This is a genomic window from Umezawaea beigongshangensis (assembly GCF_016464305.1).
In the GTDB taxonomy this organism is placed as follows: domain Bacteria; phylum Actinomycetota; class Actinomycetes; order Mycobacteriales; family Pseudonocardiaceae; genus Umezawaea_A; species Umezawaea_A beigongshangensis.
Window position 1 is genome coordinate 179,928 of the sequence record NZ_JAEIOJ010000001.1, and the last position, 21,130, is coordinate 201,057.

Sequence of the window (21,130 nt, forward strand, 5' to 3'; positions counted from 1 at the left end):
AGCCTGCCCTCAGCGGGGCGGCGACGCCACGGGACTCACGTCTCACTTCCCGGTCGAACCGCCTCCTCGGCGCGAGCGGCCAGCTCCGGCCGGGGACGCAGGACCGCCGCGCTCGCCGCCCCGACCACGCACAGCGCGATCGGCAGGACGAAGGCGACGTTGAGCGGCACGACGGTGGTGAGCGCGCCGATCACCGCGGGACCGGCCAGCAGGCCGAGGTACCCGAGCCCGACGACCCGCGCGAGGACCGCGCCGGACGCCCGCGCGTCGAGGTTGCCCGCCGCGGTGAAGAACTGCGGGACGCAGCCGGACAGCCCGACGCCGAACAGGGCCCACCCGGCGATGGCGAGCGCCGTCCACGGCGAGGCGGCGGCCGTGGCCAGGCCGAGCGCGGCGATCGCGGCACCCAGGCGGACGACGGCGACGGGACCGAACCGCGCCGTCACGGCGTCGGCGGTGAAGCGGCCGACGGTCATCGTGACGGAGAACGCGCCGAAGGCCAGCGCCGCCGTGCCCGCCGGTGCGCCGAGGACGTCCCGCAGGTGCAGCGCGGCCCAGTCGTTGGCGACGCCCTCGGCGAGCATCAGGGCGAACGCGAGCGCGCCCATCAGCCACACGAGCCGCGCGGGAGCCGTCGACCGGCGCGCGGGGGCGGTGTCCGCGGCGCGCTGCGGCGCGGAGGCGCCGGGCAGCAGGAAGGGACGGACGAGGAGCGCGGCGAGGACGCAGACCGCGGCGGCGGCCAGCAGCGACGTGGAGGCGGGCACGTCCAGGCCGAGCAGCACCGCACCGAGTCCGGCCGCCGCGGCTCCCCCGACGGAGAACATCGCGTGGAAGCCGGACATGATCGGCCGTCCGGCCGCCCGCTCCACCTCCACGGCGTGCGCGTTCATCGCCACGTCGACCGCACCGTTGCCCAGGCCGAACAGGGCCAGCGCGACGCCCAGCGTCCACACGCCGCCCGCCAGGCCCGGCCCGGCGAGCGACGCGCTGATCAGCACGGCCGCGGCCGGCACCACCACGCGGTGGCCGAACCGGTCGGCCAGCGGGCCGGTGATCTGCATGCCGGTGAACGCCGCGACGCCCATCACGAGCAGCAGCACGCCCAGGGTGCTGTGCGAGATCCCGGTGTCCTCCTCGATCACCGGGACGTGGACCACCCACATCCCCAGGGCGAACCCGTTGAGGGCGAAGACGGCCCTGGTGGCGGTGCGGGCGGGACGGAGTCGATCGGTCATCGGCGGATCTCCCGGTGCGGGCTCGGGGAACGGGATCAGGTGCGCGCGACGTGGACGAGCACGCCGCGGTCGGCGAGCTCCGCGCGCTGCGCCGCCGGCGCGGAGTCGTCGGTGATCACGGTGTCGGCGGCGTCGGCCGGGCAGACGTGGACGAGCGCGACGCGGTCCCACTTGGAGCCGTCGGCGAGCACCACCGAGCGGGCCGACACGGCGAGCGCCTGCTGCTTGATCTCCGCGTCGCGCAGGTCGAAGCTGGTCAGCCCGTCGGAGACGCTGAAGCCGCAGGGGCTGATCACCGCGACGTCGAAGCGCAGGGCGCGCAGCGAGGCCAGCGCCAGCGGCCCGACGAGCGCCAGTTCGTCCGGCCGGGGCTCGCCACCGGGCAGCAGCACGCGCACGGTCGCGTCGTCCAGGAGTTCGCGGGCCGCGTGCAGGGACAGCGGCAGCACGGTGACCGGGCGTCCGCGCAGGTGGCGGGCGACCTCGACGGCGGTGGTGCCGCTGTCGAGCACGACGGTCTCCCCGTCGGAGATCGCCGCCGCCGCGGCGGCGGCGATGGCCCGCTTGGCGTCGCTCGCCACCGCGGCGCGCGCGGCGAACGGCGGTTCGACGCCGGTGGGGGACACGGGCACCGCGCCGCCGTGCACCCGCCGCAGCACGCCCCTGGCGGCCAGCACGTCGAGGTCGCGGCGCACCGTCATCTCCGACGCGCCGGTGGCCGTCGCCAGGTCGGCCACCTCGACCCGGTGCCGGTCGGCCAACTGCTCGACGATGACCCGCTGTCGCTCGACGCTCCTCACCCGAAGGATGTTCGCACATCTGGTGTGCGTTCGAACACCGTTCTTGTGTGAACGATCGTGCGGGGTGGACGAACGGGAGGGCGGGCGTCCACCACCCGGTGGTGAGGAGAGCAGGCGCGCTCACCCCACACCGATGCACACACCGCGACAACGAGCCCGCACCGGTGACCGGGCCGTGTCGGTTCATCACCGGATCGAGCACCCCCACACGGCCGGTTCTCACGCCCGGTTACGGTCAGACCATGACGCCTGAGGAGTTCCGCCGTCTCGGGCACCTGGTCGTGGACTGGGTGGCCGACTACCGGGAGCGGATCGAGGAGTTCCCCGTCCTGTCGCAGGTGGAGCCCGGTCGGGTGCGGTCCCAGCTGCCCGCGCTGGCCGAGCGCGGCGACGGGTTCGAGGCGCTGCTCGCCGACCTGGACCGGACCGTCGTGCCCGGACTGACGCACTGGCAGCACCCGTCGTTCTTCGGCTACTTCCCGGCGAACTCCTCGCTGCCGTCCGTCCTCGGCGACCTGCTGTCCACCGGCCTGGGCGTGCAGGGGATGCTCTGGGCCACCTCGCCCGCCGCGACCGAGCTGGAGCAGCACCTGCTCGACCAGCTCGCCGACGCGATGGGGCTGCCCGCGGAGTTCCGTGGCGGGGGCGTCGTGCAGGACACCGCGTCCTCGGCCGCTCTCGTCGCCCTGCTCGCCGCGCTGCACCGCACCTCCGGCGGGAAGTGGCGGGAATCCGGTGTGGACGGCGACGAGCGCGTCTACGTGTCCTCGCAGACGCACTCGTCGCTCGCCAAGGCGGTGCGCATGGCCGGACTCGGCGAGGAGGCGCTGCGCTCGGTCGACGTCGTGCCCGGCACGCTCGCGATGTCCGCCGACGCGCTCGCCGAGCGGATCACGGCCGACCTCGCCGCCGGGCTCCGTCCGGTGCTGGTGTGCGCGACGATCGGCACCACGGGCACCGGCGCGGTGGACCCGGTGCGCCGCATCGCCGAGATCTGCGCCGCGCACGGGATCTGGCTGCACGTCGACGCCGCGTGGGCGGGGTCGGCGGCGCTGTGCCCCGAGTGGCGTCCGCTGTTCGACGGCGTGGAGCTGGCCGACTCCTACGGCAGCAACGCCCACAAGTGGCTGCTCACCGCGTTCGACTGCTGCCTGTTCTGGACCAGGCACGCCGACGTGCTCGTGGACGCCCTGTCGATCTTGCCGGAGTACCTGCGCAACGCCGCCAGCGAGTCGAACGCCGTCGTGGACTACCGCGACTGGCAGATTCCGCTGGGACGGCGGTTCCGGGCGCTCAAGCTGTGGTCGGTGCTGCGCTGGTACGGCCTGGAGGGCGTGCGCGAGCACCTGCGCGGCCACGTCGCGCTCGCCGAGCTGCTGGAGGGCTGGATCGCCGCGGACGACCGCTTCGAGCTGGCCGCCCCGCGCTCGCTCTCCCTGGTCTGCCTGCGGCTGCGCGCCGGTGACGAGGCCACCCGCGCCGCGATGGACGCGGTCAACGCGAGCGGGCGGGCGTTCGTCACGCACACCGTCGTCGACGGCCGCCTGGTGATCCGGGTCGCGATCGGCGCCGAGGGCACGCGGGAGGAGCACGTCCGCGCCCTGTGGGAGCAGCTCCGCTCCCTCGCGTCCTGACCGGACGCGCCCCTCAGCCGACGGCCCCGACGACCGGCAGTCCCGCGGGACGCCGCCCGGTCGCGGCGTGCACGGCGCCCGCGACGGCCGCGGCCGCGGGGGCGTAGGCCAGCTCGCCGACGCCTCCCGGATCGGCGGTCGAGGGCACGAGGACGACGTCGACCACCGGCGCGCGGTCGATGCGCAGCCACGGGTAGTCGCGGAAGCTCGACTGGACGACGGCGCCCTCGCGGACGGTGATCTGCGCGCCGAACGCCGTGGACACCGCGTCGGACACGGCGCCGTCGACCTGCGCACGCACCCCGGAGGGGTTGACCACCACGCCGACGTCGACCGCCACGACGACCCGCACGGCGCGCGGCTGCTCCCCGGAGCAGTCCACCTCGGCGACGACCGCGACCGCCGAGCCGTAGTCGTCCAGGCAGGCCGCTCCGGCCGCGTGCCCGGCCGGGAGCCGGCGTCCCCAGCCGAACTCGGCCGCGGCGGCGTCCAGGCAGGTCAGCAGCCTCGGCTTGCCGGTCAGCAGGTCGCGGCGCAGCGCCACCTGGTCCAGGCCGCCGTGCAGCGCGACGGCGGTCAGGAACATCTCCTCGGCCACGACGAGCTGTCCGGCGTAGACCGAGCGCCAGAACCCGGTGCGCAGCGGCGACGGGATCAGCCGCACGTCGACCGCGCCGGGCACGTCGTAGCCGAAGCGGTCGCCGAACGCGCGCACCAGCTCGGGCGTGCCGAACACCGGTGCGGTGGTCAGCGGCCACGTCGCGAGGGCGTGGTGCCGCCACACCGGCACGCCGCGCTCGTCGAGCACCGCGTGCAGCGTGTGCGAGGAAGCGGGCCGGAACGAGCCGTGCCGCATGTCGTCGTCGCGCGTCCACATCACCTTCACCGGCCGCCGCACCAGGGCGGAGAGCCGGACGGCCTCCTCGGTCACGTCGGTCTCGGCGCGTCGGCCGAAGCCGCCTCCGGCGAGCGGCACCGACACGGTGACCGCGGAGACGTCGACCCCGGCGAGCTCCGCCGCCTGCCGCCGGACGGCCTCCGGGCTCTGCGTGGCCGTCCACACCCGCACCGTGCCGTCGTCGGCGACGTGCGCGGTGGCGTTGACCGGCTCCATGCAGGCGTGGGCCAGCACGGGCATCCGGAAGCTCGCCGTGAACGGCGTCCCGGCGGGACCGTCCGGGGACGGCGGCACCGCCGCGTCGAGGTCCTCGAACCACCGCGCGCTGGAGGCGGCCGGTTCACCGCCGCTCCAGTCCACGACGAGGCGCTCGCGGCCGCGCAGGGCGGAGGCGGTGTCGTCGGCGAGCACGGCGACGCCGGAGGCCAGCGCCTCGACGCGGACGACGTGCGGCACGGCGAGAGCGGCCGTGTCGTCGATCGAGCGCGGCGCCGCGCCGAGCCACGGCGGCCGGGCGAGGACGGCCACGAGGCCGCCGGGCCGGGTGACGTCGAGGCCGTAGCGGGCGCGGCCGGTGAGCACGTCGGCGTTGTCCACGCGCCGCTGCGGCCGGCCGATGATCCGCCAGCGCTCCGGCGGCAGCAGGCTCACCTCCACCGCAGCCGGGTCGAGCGCGGCGGCGTCGGCGAGCAGCACCCCGTAGGGCAGGGGCTGCCGGCGCGGGTGGCGCACCCCTCCCCCTGCGGCGGTGCACTCGGCGTCGGGCACGCCCCAGCGCTGGGCGGCGGCGCGGACGAGCAGCGCGCGGCCGGTCGCGCCCGCCCGGCGCAGGGGTTCGAACAGCGTGCGGACCGACGAGGAGCCGCCGGTCGCCTGGTTGCCGTAGCGGGGGTCCGCGTCGGCGGTGCGGACCCGGACCACGTGCAGCGGCACGGCCAGCTCCTCGGCGACGAGCGAGGCCAGCGAGGTCCGCACGCCCTGCCCCAGCTCGGTCTTCGGCACGGTCACCTCGACCGAGCCGTCCCGCTCGACGCGCACGAAGGCGTTGGGCTCGAACGTCGCGCCGCCGGCCAGGGCCTCCGCCTCCGCGACCCCGACCGGCAGGACGCCGGTGGGCAGGCCGCCGGGAACGGCGACGAGGACCAGCGCGGCGCCACCGGCCGTGGCCAGGAAGCCGCGGCGGTTCGTCCTGGCGGTCACCGGTCGCGCTCCTCGCGCTGCAACCGGGCGGCCCGGTGCACGGCGGCCCTGATGCGGGAGTGGGTGCCGCAGCGGCACACGTTGTCGCGCAGCGCCTCGTCGACGTCCGCGTCGGTGGGCGCGGGCACGCGGCGCAGCAGGGCGACGGCGGACATCATCTGGCCGGCCTGGCAGTAGCCGCACTGGGGCACGTCCAGTTCGGCCCACGCGCGCTGCACCGGGTGCGAGCCGTCGCGCGACAGGCCCTCCACGGTGGTGATCTCCCGGTCGCCGATCTCGGTGACCGGCGTCGAGCACGGGCGGAACGCCCTGCCGTCCAGCAGGCTCGTGCACGCGCCGCAGGCACCGATCCCGCAGCCGTACTTGGGGCCGAGCACCCCGAGTCCGTCGCGCAGCGCCCACAGGGTCGGTGTCTCCCCCGGAGCGTCCACACGACGCACGTCGCCGTTGACGCGAATTCTCACTGCCCGACCTCCACGAAGGGGACGAGTGCAGCGGCGGACCTCCAGCTTCGTGAGGCGCGGGGGACGCGCGCAAGGGTCCGCCTCGTCTCGGTGGGGAAGTCGACCCGTCCGGACGCGGGGCGCTCCGCTCAGCGGATCACGCGGAGCAGGCCCTCCTGGACGACCGTGGCGACGAGGAGTCCGTCGCGGGTGAAGAAGCGGCCGGTGGCCAGGCCGCGGGCGTTGGACGCGCTGGGCGACTCGCAGTCGTAGAGGAACCACTCGTCGGCCCGGAACGGCCGGTGGAACCACATGGCGTGGTCCAGGCTCGCGCCCAGCACCTTGTCCGTGCCCCAGTACACGCCGTGTCTGGTCAGGACGGAGTCGAGCAGCGTCATGTCCGAGGCGTAGGCCAGCACGCACACGTTGAGCAGGTCGTCCTCCGGCAGCACGCCGTCGGCGCGCATCCACACCTGGCTGCGCGCCTCGCGGTGGCCGGAGTCGCGGGCCTGCCACGGCGGGGGCGTCACGTAGCGGATGTCGATGGGGCGCGGCTGACGCGCCAGGCCGATCTTCTCCAGGTAGCCCTTCGCGCTCTCCGCGTACGTCGGCAGCGACTCGGGGTCCGGCACCTGCGGCATCCCCTCGGCGTGGTCCAGGCCGGGCTCGTCGAGCTGGAAGGACGCCGACAGCGAGAAGATCGCCTTGCCGTGCTGCACGGCGACCACGCGGCGCGTCGTGAACGAGCGGCCGTCGCGGATGCGGTCGACCTCGTAGACGATCGGCACGCGCGGGTCACCGCCGCGGATGAAGTACGAGTGCAGGGAGTGCACCCGCCGGTCGGCGGGCACGGTCCGGCCCGCCGCGACCAGCGCCTGACCGGCGACCTGCCCGCCGAACACCCGCACCGGCGAGTCGGCCGGGCTCACACCGCGGAAGATGTTCTCCTCGATGCGCTCCAGGTCGAGCAGTGCCACGAGCCGGTCGAGCACCGGCTGCCCGTGCGGGGTGCCGTCGCTGTCCAGCGGCACGCCGTCGGCGCGGTCGTCGGAACCAGCGGTCCCGGCACGGGCAGCCTGTCTCACCTGAACTCCTGGGGGCGCGGCCCGCCGGACCGGCGGTGCGCCGAGCCGTCAGGCGTGGTCTTCCTCTCCGAGGCGGTGCACCCGGATGAGGTTGGTGGAACCGATGGTGCCGGGAGGCGAGCCTGCCACGATCACCACCAGATCGCCCGGCTGGTACCGCCCGATGGAGAGCATGGAGATGTCCACCTGGCGGACCATCTCGTCGGTCGAGTCCACCTTAGGCACGAGGAACGTCTCCGTGCCCCAGGTGAGAGAAAGCTGACTGCGGACCTCCTGCTCGGGCGTGAACGCCAGCAGCGGCAGGTGGGTGTGCAGGCGGGCGAGCCGCCGCACGGTGTCACCGGACTGGGTGAACGCCACGAGCGCCTTCGCGTTGAGGCGCTCGCCGATGTCGCGGGCCGCGTAGGAGATCACGCCCCGCTTGGTGCGCGGCACGTGCGTGAGCGGCGGCACCACGGTCGACTCGGTCTCGACGGCCACGATGATGCGGCTCATCGTCTCGACCGACTCGATGGCGTAGCGGCCGACGCTGGTCTCGCCGGAGAGCATCAGCGCGTCGGCGCCGTCGAGGACGGCGTTCGCGACGTCCGAGGTCTCGGCCCGCGTCGGGCGGGAGTTGACGATCATCGAGTCGAGCATCTGGGTGGCCACGATGACCGGCTTCGCGTTCTCGCGGGCGATCTGGATGGCGCGCTTCTGCACCAGCGGCACGTGCTCCAGCGGCAGCTCCACGCCCAGGTCGCCGCGGGCGACCATCACGCCGTCGAAGGCCAGGACGATCGCTTCGAGGTTGTCGACCGCCTCCGGCTTCTCGATCTTGGCGACCACCGGCAGGCGCCTGCTGCCCACGCGGTCCATCACCTGGTGCACCAGGTCGATGTCCGCCGGGGAGCGCACGAACGACAGGGCGATGAAGTCCACGCCGAGCCCGAGGGCGAACTCCAGGTCCTCGACGTCCTTCTCGGACATCGCGGGCACGGAGACGTCCATGCCGGGCAGCGAGAGGCCCTTGTTGTTGCTGACGGGGCCGCCCTCGGTGACCTCGCAGACCACGTCGGGCCCCTCGACGTCGGTGACGATCAGGCCCACCTTGCCGTCGTCGACCAGGAGGCGGTCGCCGACCTTGGCGTCCTTGGCCAGTTCCTTGTACGTGGTGGAGACCCGGTCGTGGGTGCCCTGCACGTCCTCGACGGTGATGCGCACGGTGTCACCGGTGCGCCACTCGACGGGACCCGCGGCGAAACGACCGAGCCGGATCTTGGGGCCCTGGAGGTCCGCCAGAATGCCCACAGCGCGGCCCGACTCGTCCGCGGCTGCGCGGACCAGGTCGTAGACCTGCTTGTGGTCTGCGTGGCTGCCGTGGCTGAAGTTCATCCTGGCCACGTCCATGCCCGCCGCCACGAGCTCGCGGAGCTTCTCCGGCGTGCTGGTGGCGGGGCCCAGGGTACAGACGATCTTCGCGCGTCGACTCACGTTTTCAGAGAGTAGACCCCCGAGCTTGAACGATCCCGAGCTACCGGTCGGTAAATTTCGCGCGACCTGGAGAATCGCTCTTGTGACCGCCAGAATCCTTCCGTTCGTGTTCGCCGTGTTGCTCAGCGTCATCGTGTTGTTCACCCCGGAGTCGGGTGTGCCCAGCTCGCCGCCGGGCACCGACAAGGTCGTGCACACGGTCCTGTTCGCCCTGCTCGCGGCGACCGCGCTGTGGGCGCGGGCCGGACTGCGCACGGTCGTGGTGGGCCTCGTGGCCTACGCGGCGCTGTCCGAGGTGCTCCAGCAGGTCATCACCCCGCTGCACCGCAGCGGGGACGTGGTCGACGCCCTGGTCGACGTCGTGGGCGTGGCGCTCGGTGTGTTCCTCTTCACCCGCGTGGGGGACGCGGTGCGGACACGCCGACGTGATCGGCGCACCAGTCGTTGAAGGTGCGGACCTGCCGCCACGCCCTGCGCACCCGATCCAGCGACTCGCGCTCGTGCAGGGCGTCGTCGGGCTCCCAGACGCGGGCGGCGTAGATCGTGCGGTGGCGCAGCAGGTCGATGCGCGGGTGGTCGAGGTCGAACCCGCGCGGCTTGCTCTTGAGCTGGTTCCCGAGCACCTCCCAGCCGCCCCCGGTGAGCTTCGCGAGGATCTTCCGCAGCTCCTCCCCGCGCCGCTCGTCGTCGACCGACGTGCGGTAGCGGGCGAGCTGGTCGGCCTCCATGTGGAACGAACCGCCGGCCACCCGCAACCCGTCGGAGCTGACCTCCACGTAGTACGCGCCACCGCCGCGGCCCAGCTCGACGACGGCGCCGCAGTGGGTCTTGTACGGGGTCTTGTCCTTGGCGAACCGCACGTCGCGGTAGGGCCGGAACACCTTGCCCTCGCCGAACTCGGGCTCCAGCTCGGCGAGCAGCGCCTCCATCGGCGCCCGCACGTCGCGCTGGTAGGTCTCGCGGTGGTCGTCCCAGTACGCCTTCGAGTTGTCGTCGTTCAAGCCGTCGTAGAAGTCCACGGCGTACTCGCCGAAGCCGCTGAAGGTCACGCCGAGGAGCTTAGGAGCCCGGCGCCGTCCACCGCAGACGGAGGCCCGCCCCACGACGCTGTGGGGCGGGCCTCCAGTTCGGGGACGGTCTACACGACCGCCAGCGGGAGCTGGTTCGGGATCACCGGCGACGGCAGGTCCGACGAGCCGGTGAGGAAGGCGTCCACGGCGTTGGCGACGGACCGGCCCTCCGCGATGGCCCACACGACGAGCGAGGCGCCGCGGTGGGCGTCACCGCACACGAACACGCCCGGCGAGGCCGTCTGCCAGTCCGAACCGCACGCGATGGTGCCGCGCCGGGTCAGCGGGACGCCCAGCCCGTCGAGCAGCGGCATCTCCTCGACGCCCTCGAAGCCGATCGCCAGCAGCACCAGGTCCGCGGGCAGCACCTCGACCTGCTCGGACATCGGCACGACCCGGCGCTGCCCGGTCTCCGCGTCCTTCTCCACGCGCACCTCGCGCAGCTCGATCGCCGTCACGCACCCCTCGTCGTCGCCGACGAAGCGCTCCACGGCGGCGGCGAAGCGGCGCTCGCCGCCCTCCTCGTGCGCCGCGTAGGTGCGCAGGATCCAGGGCCACACCGGCCACGGCGACCGCTCGTCGTCGCGCTGCGACGGCGGCTGCGGGTACTGGTCGAGCTGGAGCACGCTCGCCGCGCCCTGGCGGATCGCGGTGCCGTAGCAGTCGGCGCCGGTGTCACCGCCGCCGATGATCACCACGTGCTTGCCGGCGGCGTCGATCGGCGACGGTCCGTCGCCCTCGACGGCGCGGTTGGCCGGCACCAGGTGCTCCATCGCCAGGTGCACCCCGCCCAGCTCGCGGCCGGGCGTGCCGGTGTCGTCGCGGCCGCGCAGCGCGCCCACGGCGAGCACCACGGCGTCGAACTGCTCGCGCAGGTCCTCCACGGTGAGGTCCACGCCGACCTCGCAGCCGGTGACGAACCTCGTGCCCTCCTTGCGGAGCTGGGCGAGCCGCCGGTCGAGGACCTTCTTCTCCATCTTGAACTCGGGGATGCCGTAGCGCAGCAGTCCGCCGAGCCGGTCGTCGCGCTCGTACACGGTCACGTCGTGCCCGGCGCGGGTGAGCTGCTGGGCGGCGGCGAGACCGGCGGGGCCGGAGCCGACGACGGCCACGCGCTTGCCCGAGGACACCGTCGCCCTGGTGGGCTGGACGAACCCGCCCTCCCAGGACACGTCGGCGATGGTCTGCTCGACGCGCTTGATCGCGACCGCTCCCCCGGCGTCCGGGGTGATCGACAGCACGCACGCGGCCTCGCAGGGCGCGGGGCACAGCCGCCCGGTGAACTCCGGGAAGTTGTTGGTGGCGTGCAGCCGGTTGCTCGCGGACTCCCAGTCGCCCCGGCGGACCAGGTCGTTCCACTCCGGGATCAGGTTGCCCAGCGGGCACCCGGCCGACCCGGAGTGGCAGAACGGGATGCCGCAGTCCATGCAGCGGGTCGCCTGGGTGCGGACCCGCGCGTCGCGCGTCTCGGGGTCCAGATCGAGGTACACCTCGTTCCAGTCGCCGAGCCGCTCGTCCGCGGGACGCTTGGTCAGCTCCTCGCGCGTGTGCTTGAGAAAGCCCTGGGGGTCAGCCACGGGACGCCTCCATGATCGCCGTGTCCACGTCCCTGCCCTCGGCGCGTGCGAGCCTCATCGCTTCGAGCACGCGTTCGTAGTCGCGGGGCATGACCTTCGTGAAGGCCGCGGACCGTCGTGTCCAGTCTCCGAGCAGCGAGGCGGCGACGGCCGAGCCGGTCAGCTCGTGGTGCCGTTCGACGGTCTCGCGCAGCCAGCGCAGGTCCTCCGCGCCGGGCCGCTGCAACTCGACCATGTCCTTGTTGACCGAGACGGGGTCGAGGTCGAGCAGGTAGGCGATGCCACCGGACATGCCGGCCGCCAGGTTGCGGCCGGTCGGGCCGAGCACGACCGCGCGGCCGCCCGTCATGTACTCGAAGGCGTGGTCGCCCACTCCCTCGGCGACGGCGACGGCGCCGGAGTTGCGGACGCAGAACCGCTCGCCGACGCGGCCCCGCAGGAAGATCTCGCCGCCGGTCGCGCCGTAGCCGATCACGTTGCCCGCGATGACCTGCTGCTCGGCCGCGAACTTCGCCTCGGGGTGCGGGCGCACGACGATCCGGCCGCCGGACAGGCCCTTGCCGACGTAGTCGTTGGCGTCGCCCACCATCTCCAGCGTGACGCCGGTGGGCAGGAACGCGCCGAGGGACTGGCCGGCCGACCCGGTGAAGCGCACGTGGATCGTGTCGTCGGGCAGGCCGGTGCCGCCGAAGCGCCGGGTGACCTCGGCGCCGAGCAGCGTGCCGACGGTGCGGTTGACGTTGCGCAGCGGCAGTTCCAGGCGCACGGGGTGCGCGTCCTCCAGCGCGGCCTCCGCGAGCTGGATGAGCGTGCGGTCCAGCGCCAGCTCCAGGCCGTGGTCCTGATCGCGGACCTTGCGCCTGGCCGTGCGGTACCGGGTCTCCGGCACCTCGAAGACCGGCGTGAGGTCGAGACCGCTGGCCTTCCAGTGGTCCACGGCCGCACCGGTGTCGAGCAGCTCGGCGTGGCCCACGGCCTCGTCGACGGTGCGGAAGCCCAGCGCGGCCAGGTGCTCGCGCACCTCCTGCGCCACGAACTCGAAGAAGTTCACGACGTGGTCGGCCTGCCCGGTGTAGCGCTTGCGCAGCTCCGGGTTCTGGGTGGCGATGCCGACCGGGCAGGTGTCCAGGTGGCACACGCGCATCATCACGCAGCCCGCGACGATCAGCGGCGCGGTGGCGAAGCCGAACTCCTCGGCGCCCAGCAGAGCCGCGACCACGACGTCGCGACCGGTGCGCAGCGCGCCGTCGACCTGGACCGTGATGCGGTCGCGCAGGCCGTTGAGCAGCAGCGTCTGCTGCGTCTCGGCCAGGCCGACCTCCCACGGCGTGCCCGCGTGCTTGAGCGAGTTCAGCGGGGACGCGCCGGTGCCGCCGTCGTGGCCGGAGACCAGCACGACGTCCGCGTGGGCCTTCGCCACACCGGCGGCGACGGTGCCGACGCCGACCTCCGAGACGAGCTTCACGTGCACCCGCGCCTGCTCGTTCGCGTTCTTCAGGTCGTGGATGAGCTGCGCCAGGTCCTCGATGGAGTAGATGTCGTGGTGCGGCGGCGGCGAGATGAGGCCGACGCCCGGCGTCGAGTGCCGGGTGCGCGCGATCCACGGGTACACCTTGTAGCCGGGCAGCTGCCCGCCCTCGCCGGGCTTCGCGCCCTGCGCCATCTTGATCTGCACGTCCGTGGCGTTGACCAGGTACTCGCTGGTCACGCCGAAGCGGCCGGACGCGACCTGCTTCACCGCGGAGCGGCGCTCCGGGTCGTAGAGGCGGTCGGTGTCCTCGCCGCCCTCACCGCTGTTGGACCGGCCGCCGAGCCGGTTCATGGCGATGGCCAGCGTCTCGTGCGCCTCGGCGGAGATGGAGCCGTAGGACATGGCCCCGGTGTTGAAGCGCTTGACGATGGAGCTGACCGGCTCGACCTCGTCGATCGGCACCGGCTGGCGGTCCTGCGCGCGCAGCTGGAACAGGCCGCGCAGCGTGCCGCCCTGCCGGGCCAGCCGCTCGACCTCCTCGGTGTACTGGCGGTACACCTCCTGCTTGCGCGTCTTCGTCGCGTGCTGGAGCAGGAACACCGTCTCCGGCGTGAACAGGTGCAGCTCGCCCTCGCGGCGGTAGGAGTACTCGCCGCCGACCTCCAGCCGCCGGTGCACCCGGTCGGTCGGGTTGTCGGGGTAGGCGCGGCGGTGGCGCAGCGCCACCTCCTCGGCCAGCACGTCGAGCCCGACGCCGCCCAGCTTGGACGTGGTGCCGGTGAAGTACTCGGCGAGCAGGTCGCGGGAGAGCCCGACGGCCTCGAAGACCTGGGCGGCGGTGTAGGCGCCGACCGTGGAGATGCCCATCTTGGACATGATCTTCAGGACGCCCTTGACCAGCGCGGTCACGTACCGGCGCACCGCCGTGCGGGCGTCGATGCCGGTCACGGCGCCGGTGCTGATCAGGTCCTCGATGGTCTCGAAGGCCAGGTACGGGTTGACCGCGGCCGCGCCGTAGCTCAGCAGCGCCGCGATGTGGTGCACCTCGCGGGCGTCGCCGCTCTCCACGACGAGCGCGACGCGCAGCCGCTCCTTGGTGCGCACCAGGTGGTGGTGCACCGCGGAGACGAGCAGCAGCGACGGGATCGGCGCCATGCGGTGGTCGGAGTCGCGGTCGGACAGCACGAGCGTGCGCGCGCCGGCGGTGATGGCCTCGGAGGCCTCGCGGCGCACCCGCTCGATCGCCGCCGCCAGCGCCTCGCCGCCACCGTCCACCTCGTACAGTCCGGACAGGACGGTGCACGCGAAGCCCGGCAGGTCGCCGTCGTCGTTGACGTGGATGAGCTTGGCCAGCTCGTCGTTGTCGATGACCGGGTAGGACAGCTGGATGTGCCGGCAGGACGCGGGGCCGGGGTCGAGCAGGTTCTGCTCGGGGCCCATGACGCGCGACACCGACGTGACGATCTCCTCGCGGATCGCGTCCAGCGGCGGGTTCGTGACCTGCGCGAAGTTCTGCACGAAGTAGTCGTAGAGCAGCCGGGAGCGCTGCGAGAGCGCGGCGATCGGCGTGTCGGTGCCCATCGAGCCCAGCGGCTCCGCGCCGACGACCGACATGGGGCCGAGCAGGATGCGCAGCTCCTCCTCGGTGTAGCCGAAGGTGAGCTGGCGGCGCACCACGGACTCGTGGCTCTGCACCACGTGCTCGCGGTCGGCGAGGTCGTCGAGCTCCAGCAGACCGGCGTGCAGCCACTCCTCGTAGGGGTGCTCACCGGCCAGCCGGGACTTGACCTCCTCGTCGTCGACGATGCGGCCGCGGGCCGTGTCGACGAGGAACATGCGGCCGGGCTGGAGGCGGCCCTTGGCCACGACCTGGTCGGCGGGAACGTCGAGCACGCCGGTCTCGCTGGCCAGCACGACGCGGCCGTCCGCGGTCTGCCACCAGCGGGCCGGGCGCAGGCCGTTGCGGTCCAGGACCGCGCCGACGAGCGTGCCGTCGGTGAACGTGACGCAGGCGGGACCGTCCCACGGCTCCATGAGGCTCGCGTGGAAGCGGTAGAACGCGCGGCGCTTCGGGTCCATCGAGGCGTGGTTCTCCCACGCCTCGGGGATCATCATCATCACCGCGTGCGGCAGGCTGCGCCCGCCCAGGTGCAGCAGCTCCAGGACCTCGTCGAACGACGCCGAGTCGGAGCCGTCGGGGTCGCAGATCGGGAACAGCCGCGACAGGTCGCCGGGAACCGCCCCGGACGCCAGCAGCGCCTCGCGGGCGCGCATCCGGTTGCGGTTGCCGCGCACGGTGTTGATCTCGCCGTTGTGGGCGACGTAGCGGAACGGGTGCGCGAGCGGCCACGACGGGAAGGTGTTGGTGGAGAAGCGGGAGTGCACCAGGGCGATGGCCGTGGTGAGCCGCTCGTCGACCAGGTCGGGGAAGAACGCGGGGAGCTGCCCCGTCGTGAGCATCCCCTTGTAGACCAGGGTGCGGGAGGACAGCGACGGGAAGTAGGTGCCGCAGCCCGCCACGACGCTGTCGCGCTCGACGCGCTTGCGCAGGCAGAAGGTGAGCCGGTCCAGCTCGACCCCGGACGGACGGGCGCCACCGGCGTCCGGCGAGCCCGCGACGAACAGCATCGCGAAGTGCGGCACCACCGACAGCGCGGTGGGGCCCACGTCGGCCGCCTCCGGGTCGACGGGCACCTCGCGCCAGCCGAGGACCTCCAAGCCCTCCTCGGCGGCGACGCCCTCGGCCAGCCGCACGGCGTGCGCGCGCTGCTCGGGGTCCTGCGGCAGGAAGGCGATGCCGGCCGCGTAGGTGTGCAGGCCGTCCGCGTCGGACTCCGGCAGCGCGAAGTCGGTGACCGCGCGCAGCAGGGCGTCCGGGAGCTGGAGCAGGATGCCCGCTCCGTCACCGCTGGTGGGTTCCGCTCCGGCCGCGCCCCGGTGCTCCAGGTTGGCCAGTGCGGTCAGCGCATCGACGACGATGCGGTGGGAACGCCGACCCTCGATGTCGGCGACCATCGCCACACCGCAGGCATCGCGCTCCGCTGCCGGGTCGTACAGCCCCTGTGGGGCCGGGATGGCGGAGAAGATCACCGCGCAGACCTCCCTCGTCGTCCGTGAAGAACGATGTCCTCGTGCTCAGTGCTCGACTGACGGCTGCTGGGCACGGGACGACGGTGGCCCGCGTGTTGACGCGACTTTAACAGCCGCGAAACGAAGAGACACCCTCTGAGGGGTGATCTGTTTCATGAGGATGTAACGATTTCGGCGCTCGGAGCGACAGTGCGGCCAACACCCGAACTCCGACCGTCGACGAGCGTAACCGACGTGTTCCGGGACGATGCGGTGATGAGAGCTTGCCGACACCCGAACGAGTCAGCCTCTCCGAACGCCGTCGTCGCTGGTGAGCGCCTCGCTGATCAGGTTAGCAGTCGGTAACGACCTGGTAGCGTGCCCGACGCCGGACCGAGGTGTCCGGTGCCGCCGAGGCAGCGAAGCCGGTGCGACTCCGGCGCTGTGCCGCAACTGTGACGGGTCCGTGATCCGGCGGACCCGGTAGCCAGGACGCCTGCCGCGCGCGTGCCACGCCACCCGTCTCCGGAGCAGGGACGGGGCGTTCGCGGTCGTACGGCGCCGGAGCGTGCCGCACCTCGTCGGACGGCCCCGTGCCGCCACCGGGCCCGAGCCCACCAGAGGTGCCCCGTGCAGTCCGCACAGACCTGGTCCCGCAGGATCGCCGCCACCACCGCTCTCACCGCGCTCGTCCTGAGCGGGTGCGCCACCCGCGAGCAGGACGCGACGCCCGGCTCGGCGACCGGCGCCGCGCCCGCCTCGGCGTTCCCCGTCGAGCTGACCGCGCCCGGCGGCGAGCGGCTGGTGCTCGACCGGGCGCCGCAGCGCATCGTCTCCCTGGCACCGACCAGCACCGAGTCGCTGTTCGCGATCGGCGCCGGCGCGCAGGTCGTCGCGGTCGACGACCGGTCCACGTACCCGGAGAACGCGCCGCGCACCGACCTGTCCGGCTTCCAGCCCAACGTCGAGGCCGTCGCGGGCCACACCCCCGACCTGGTCGTCGCGTCCAACGACACCGAGGGACTCGTCGCGGGCCTGGCGAAGGTCGACGTGCCGGTCCTGCTGCTGCCCGCGGCCACCGACCTCGACGACGTGCACGAGCAGATCTCCCTGCTCGGCCGGGCGACCGGGCACACCGCGGAGGCCGACGACCTCGTCCGCACGATGCGCGCGGACGTGGAGAAGATCGTCGCCGACACCCCGCGGCCCGCCGAGCCGCTGAGCTACTACCACGAGCTGGACCCGAGCTTCTACACCGCGACCTCGGCGACCTTCATCGGCCGGGTCTACGGCCTGTTCGGCCTCACCAACGTCGCCGACGCCGCGTCGGTCACGGGCGACTACCCGCAGCTGTCGGCCGAGCAGGTCGTGCAGGCCGACCCCGATCTGATCTTCCTGGCCGACGTGGCGTGCTGCGGGCAGTCCGCCGAGACCGTCGCCCAGCGGCCCGGTTGGGCGAGCGTGACGGCCGTCCGCGAGGGCGGCGTCGTGGCGCTGGACGACGACGTCGCCTCCCGCTGGGGTCCGCGCGTCGTGGACCTGGTGCGGACCGTGGCCGACGCGGTCGCCGCGTCGGCCGCGAAGTAGGTGGCGACCACCCGGCTGCGGCCGGGTCACCTGCTGATCGCGCTGCTGGTGCTGCTGGCCGCCGTGCTCGCCTCCACCCTGCTGGGAGCCGTCGACCTCGGCCGGCAGCGGGTGCTCGCCGAGATCGGCGCGCAGCTCACCGGCGGCACGTCGCCGCTGACGGCGCGCGAGGCGGCGATCCTGTGGGAGCTGCGCGTGCCCCGGATCGTCCTGGGCGGCCTGGTCGGAGCCGCGCTGGCGGTGTCCGGCGCGGCGTTCCAGGGCGTGTTCCGCAACCCGCTCGCCGACCCCTACCTGCTGGGGGCCGCCGCCGGGGCCGGGCTCGGGGCGACGGTCGTCGTGGCCGTCGCCCCCGGCAGCACCGGCTCCGCGCTCGGCCCCCTGCCCGTCGCGGCGTTCCTCGGCGCGGCGGGCGGGGTGGCGCTCACGTCGCTGCTGGGCCGCTCCGCCGGGGCCGGAACGGCGACGCTGCTGCTCGCCGGGGTCGCCGTGGCCTCGTTCCTCACCGCCGTGCAGACCTTCGTGCTCCAGCTCAACGCCGAGACGCTGCGGCAGGTCTACACGTGGATGCTCGGCGGGTTCGGCACGTCGGGGTGGCGGCAGGTGCTCGTGGTGCTGCCGCACGTCGTGCTCGCCTCCGCGGTGCTGTGGCTGTGCGCGCGGCTGCTGGACGTGCTGGCGCTGGGCGACGACGAGGCGTCCTCGCTCGGCGTGCGTCCCGCGCGGGTGCGGCTGCTGGTGCTCGCCGCCGCCTCCCTGGCCACGGCCAGCGCGGTGTCGGTGAGCGGGCTGATCGGCTTCGTGGGGATCGTCGTGCCGCACGTCGTGCGGTTGCTGGCCGGGGCGAGCAACCGGGTCGTGGTGCCGCTGTCGCTGCTCGGCGGGGCGACGTTCCTGATCCTGGCCGACGTCGTGGCGCGCACCGCGTTCGCCCCGGCCGAGCTGCCGATCGGCGTGGTCACCGCGTTCACCGGAGCCCCGTTCTTCCTGCTGGTCCTGCGCGGCGCCGGGAGGCGGGCGTGAGGCTGGAGCTGACGTCGGTGAGCGCCGGGTACTCCGCCGTCCCCGCGGTGCGCGACGTGTCGGCGCGGGTCGGGTCCGGCAGCTGGCTCGCGGTGATCGGACCGAACGGCGCGGGCAAGTCCACGCTGCTCAAGGCCGTGGCCGGGCTCGTCCGGCACACCGGGGAGCTGACGCTGGACGGACACCCGGTGGCGGCGCTGGCGCACCGGGAGCGCGCGCGGGCGATCGGCTACGCGCCGCAGACCCCGCAGCTGCCCGACGGGCTGACCGTCACCGACTACGTCCTGCTGGGCCGCACACCGCACCTGCGTCCCCTGGCGCGGGAGGGCCGGGCCGACCTGGCCGTGGTGGCCGACGTGCTGGACCGGCTCGACCTCGCCGCCCTGGCCGGGCGGTCGCTGCGCACGCTGTCCGGCGGTGAGCGGCAGCGGGCGGTGCTGGCGCGGGTGCTCGCGCAGCAGGCGGGTCTGCTGCTGCTCGACGAACCGACGACCGGGCTCGACGTCGGGCACGCGCAGGCGCTGCTGGACCTGGTGGACCGGCTGCGGCGGGAGGACGGCACGACGGTCGTGAGCACCCTGCACGACCTGACGCTCGCCGGTCAGTACGCCGACCAGCTCCTGCTGCTGCACGACGGCGCGGTGGCGGCGCGGGGAACTCCCGCGCGCGTGCTCACCGAACCGCTGCTCTCCCGGCACTACGGCGCGCGGATCACCGTGCTGTCCACTGCGGACGGGTCACCCGTCGTCGCGCCCCGCCGGACGTGAGCACGCGCGGTCACCGCGCGGTTCACCTGGTCGTGGTGCGGTAGGACCCGCGTGCCCGCTGTCGCGCGCGGCGGCGCGGGAGCACCGTGGACGTCGTCCACACCGGAGCGACGAAGGAGCGCCGTGGCGACCGACTTCCAGCGCCGCAAGATCAGCGGGGTGTTCACGGCGATGGACGCCGACGGCGACGGTCTCCTCGACGAGGCGGACTTCCTCGCCCTGACGCGGCGGTGGACGGCGCTGCGCGGCTCGGCGCCCGGCTCCGCCGATCACACGAGGCTGACCACGATCATGATGGGCTGGTGGCTGACGCTGCTCGCCGCCTCGGACACCGACCGCGACGAGCGGGTGACCCTCGACGAGGTCCTGCTGGTGGTGGACCGGCTGGGCGAGGCGCTGGACGCCGTGCGCGAGACCGCCACCACGATGTTCGAGGCCGTCGACCACGACGGCGACGGGCTGATCTCGGCCGCGGAGTACCGCGTGCTCGTCGAGGCGTGGAACGGCCGGCCGACCGACACCGACGCGGTGTTCCCGCTGCTCGACCCGGACGGCGACGGGCACGTGTCCGAGGAGGAGTTCGTCGAGCTGTGGACGCAGTTCTGGGCCGGGGACGACCCGGCGGCCCCCGGCACGTGGGTCTTCGGTCGGTTCGAGCAGCCGGTGAGCGGGGTCTCGTGAGCGGTGGCGGGCGGCTCGCGCCGCCCGCCCGCGATCACTTCTCGCCGGTCCTCGTGCCGCCCGCGCCGCCAGCGCCGTCCGCAGCGTCCGCGGCCTCGCGCACCGCGGTGGACCCGGTGCCCGGCTCCGCCGCGCTCTCCCGGCCGGTGACGGTCTTCTCGGCACCGGACCCGGCGGACGCGTCGACGGCCTCGTGGTCCTCCTGCCGCGCGGCGACGATCGCGGCGACGTCCTCGCGCTCGCCCCGCTTCTTCGCGAGCACGAAGTAGACGACGGCGCCCAGGAAGACGACCACCGACACCAGCACGTTGATCCGCGTCCCGAACACCCGCGTCGCCTCGTCGGTGCGCATCAGCTCGATCCAGAAGCGCCCGGAGGTGTACCCGGCGACGTAGAGCGCGAACGCGCGGCCGTGGCCCAAGCGGAACCTGCGGTCCGCCCACACGACGAGCAGCGCGACGCCCAGGTTCCACAGCAGTTCGTAGAGGAACGTCGGGTGCACGACGTCCAGCGGCGTGTGGTCGAGCACCACGCCGGTCAGCTCGTCCGGCAGCCCCGTGTCGGGGTCGACGCGCTGGTAGATCTCCAGGCCCCACGGCAGCGTGGTGGTCGCGCCGTACAGCTCCTGGTTGAAGTAGTTGCCGACGCGGCCGATGGCCTGGGCGACGACGACGCCGGGCGCGATGGCGTCGGCCAGCGGGGGCAGCGGGATGCCGCGCCTGCGACAGGCGATCCACGCGCCGACGCCGCCGAGGGCGACGGCTCCCCAGATGCCGAGGCCGCCGTTCCAGATGTAGAGCGCCTCGACCGGGTTCTTGCCCTCGCCGAAGTACTTCTGCCAGTCCGTCGCCACGTGGTAGAGCCGGCCGCCGACCAGGCCGAACGGCACGGCGTACACGGCGACGTCGGTGATCGTGCCCGCCTCACCGCCGCGGGCGACCCAGCGCTTCTCGCCCCACCAGATCGCCACGACGATCCCGACGATGATGCACAGCGCGTAGGCGCGGAGGGGAATCGGCCCGAGTTCCCAGACGCCCTGATCGGGACTGGGGATGGTCGCCAGGTAGGCGTTGGACGCGAGGGTCGTCAACACGCCGCCCACCGTACTCGGACA

The 21,130-nt window shown here is 73.6% G+C and carries 16 protein-coding genes and 1 riboswitch; of the genes, 6 read left to right on the forward strand and 10 right to left on the reverse strand.

The features are described from left to right. Positions 1–35 precede the first annotated feature (35 nt). Both IMZ35_RS00825 and IMZ35_RS00830 read right to left on the reverse strand, forming a co-directional pair. Positions 36–1,238 (reverse strand): MFS transporter, encoded by a 1,203-nt coding sequence (locus IMZ35_RS00825; protein WP_199438910.1) that lies wholly within the window; start codon positions 1,236–1,238, stop codon positions 36–38. Positions 1,239–1,273: 35 nt separating this feature from the next. Next, positions 1,274–2,038, reverse strand: coding sequence for a DeoR/GlpR family DNA-binding transcription regulator (locus IMZ35_RS00830; protein ID WP_199438911.1), 765 nt, complete (start codon positions 2,036–2,038; stop codon positions 1,274–1,276). A gap of 242 nt (positions 2,039–2,280) precedes the next feature. Between IMZ35_RS00830 and IMZ35_RS00835 the strand changes: the two genes are divergently transcribed. Continuing rightward, positions 2,281–3,672 carry a pyridoxal-dependent decarboxylase gene (locus tag IMZ35_RS00835; RefSeq protein ID WP_199438912.1) on the forward strand — a complete coding sequence of 464 codons (1,392 nt, stop codon included), beginning with the start codon at positions 2,281–2,283 and terminating at the stop codon, positions 3,670–3,672. A 13-nt stretch (positions 3,673–3,685) separates the two neighbouring features. Here IMZ35_RS00835 and IMZ35_RS00840 read toward each other — a convergent pair whose 3' ends face one another. From IMZ35_RS00840 to pyk, 4 genes are all read right to left on the reverse strand, one after another. Next, positions 3,686–5,770, reverse strand: a complete 2,085-nt coding sequence (locus IMZ35_RS00840) for a xanthine dehydrogenase family protein molybdopterin-binding subunit (protein ID WP_199438913.1) — start codon at positions 5,768–5,770, stop codon at positions 3,686–3,688. Continuing rightward, positions 5,767–6,234, reverse strand: coding sequence for a (2Fe-2S)-binding protein (locus IMZ35_RS00845; protein ID WP_199438914.1), 468 nt, complete (start codon positions 6,232–6,234; stop codon positions 5,767–5,769). Before IMZ35_RS00845 ends, IMZ35_RS00840 begins: the two co-directional genes overlap by 4 nt. 128 nt (positions 6,235–6,362) lie before the next feature. Continuing rightward, positions 6,363–7,244 carry an acyl-CoA thioesterase II gene (gene tesB, locus IMZ35_RS00850; protein ID WP_199439564.1) on the reverse strand — a complete coding sequence of 294 codons (882 nt, stop codon included), beginning with the start codon at positions 7,242–7,244 and terminating at the stop codon, positions 6,363–6,365. A gap of 102 nt (positions 7,245–7,346) precedes the next feature. Beyond that, positions 7,347–8,771 carry a pyruvate kinase gene (gene pyk, locus IMZ35_RS00855; RefSeq protein ID WP_199438915.1) on the reverse strand — a complete coding sequence of 475 codons (1,425 nt, stop codon included), beginning with the start codon at positions 8,769–8,771 and terminating at the stop codon, positions 7,347–7,349. Positions 8,772–8,877: 106 nt separating this feature from the next. Here pyk and IMZ35_RS30350 point away from each other — a divergent pair, with 106 nt between their 5' ends. Next, on the forward strand, positions 8,878–9,219 hold the full coding sequence (locus IMZ35_RS30350) for a VanZ family protein (RefSeq protein ID WP_307867628.1): 342 nt from the start codon (positions 8,878–8,880) through the stop codon (positions 9,217–9,219). On the opposite strand, the gene IMZ35_RS00865 is transcribed toward IMZ35_RS30350, so the two are convergent. The 3 genes from IMZ35_RS00865 to gltB all read right to left on the reverse strand — a co-directional run bounded on the left by IMZ35_RS00865 (position 9,161) and on the right by gltB (position 15,979). Then, entirely contained in the window at positions 9,161–9,820 is a 660-nt protein-coding gene (locus IMZ35_RS00865) for a DUF2461 domain-containing protein (RefSeq protein WP_199438917.1), read from the reverse strand. The two genes, IMZ35_RS30350 and IMZ35_RS00865, sit on opposite strands and share 59 nt — an antisense overlap. A gap of 89 nt (positions 9,821–9,909) precedes the next feature. After that, positions 9,910–11,418, reverse strand: a complete 1,509-nt coding sequence (locus tag IMZ35_RS00870; protein ID WP_199438918.1) for a glutamate synthase subunit beta — start codon at positions 11,416–11,418, stop codon at positions 9,910–9,912. Further along, positions 11,411–15,979: a glutamate synthase large subunit gene (gltB, locus tag IMZ35_RS00875; RefSeq protein WP_199438919.1), complete on the reverse strand. Its 4,569-nt coding sequence runs from the start codon at positions 15,977–15,979 to the stop codon at positions 11,411–11,413. The genes IMZ35_RS00870 and gltB overlap by 8 nt, the downstream gene beginning before the upstream one ends. 382 nt (positions 15,980–16,361) lie before the next feature. Further along, positions 16,362–16,460, forward strand: a riboswitch (cobalamin riboswitch). Positions 16,461–16,588: 128 nt separating this feature from the next. Between gltB and IMZ35_RS00880 the strand changes: the two genes are divergently transcribed. The 4 genes from IMZ35_RS00880 to IMZ35_RS00895 all read left to right on the forward strand — a co-directional run bounded on the left by IMZ35_RS00880 (position 16,589) and on the right by IMZ35_RS00895 (position 20,016). Next, positions 16,589–17,545 carry an ABC transporter substrate-binding protein gene (locus IMZ35_RS00880; protein ID WP_307867630.1) on the forward strand — a complete coding sequence of 319 codons (957 nt, stop codon included), beginning with the start codon at positions 16,589–16,591 and terminating at the stop codon, positions 17,543–17,545. Next, entirely contained in the window at positions 17,546–18,568 is a 1,023-nt protein-coding gene (locus IMZ35_RS00885) for a FecCD family ABC transporter permease (RefSeq protein ID WP_307867631.1), read from the forward strand. Further along, positions 18,565–19,335, forward strand: coding sequence for an ABC transporter ATP-binding protein (locus tag IMZ35_RS00890; protein ID WP_199438920.1), 771 nt, complete (start codon positions 18,565–18,567; stop codon positions 19,333–19,335). Before IMZ35_RS00885 ends, IMZ35_RS00890 begins: the two co-directional genes overlap by 4 nt. 123 nt (positions 19,336–19,458) lie before the next feature. Continuing rightward, positions 19,459–20,016 carry an EF-hand domain-containing protein gene (locus IMZ35_RS00895; RefSeq protein WP_307867632.1) on the forward strand — a complete coding sequence of 186 codons (558 nt, stop codon included), beginning with the start codon at positions 19,459–19,461 and terminating at the stop codon, positions 20,014–20,016. Between the two features lie 34 nt (positions 20,017–20,050). Here the strand turns inward: IMZ35_RS00895 and lgt are convergent, their stop codons facing one another. Then, positions 20,051–21,109, reverse strand: coding sequence for a prolipoprotein diacylglyceryl transferase (lgt, locus tag IMZ35_RS00900; protein WP_438816803.1), 1,059 nt, complete (start codon positions 21,107–21,109; stop codon positions 20,051–20,053). Positions 21,110–21,130 lie beyond the last annotated feature (21 nt).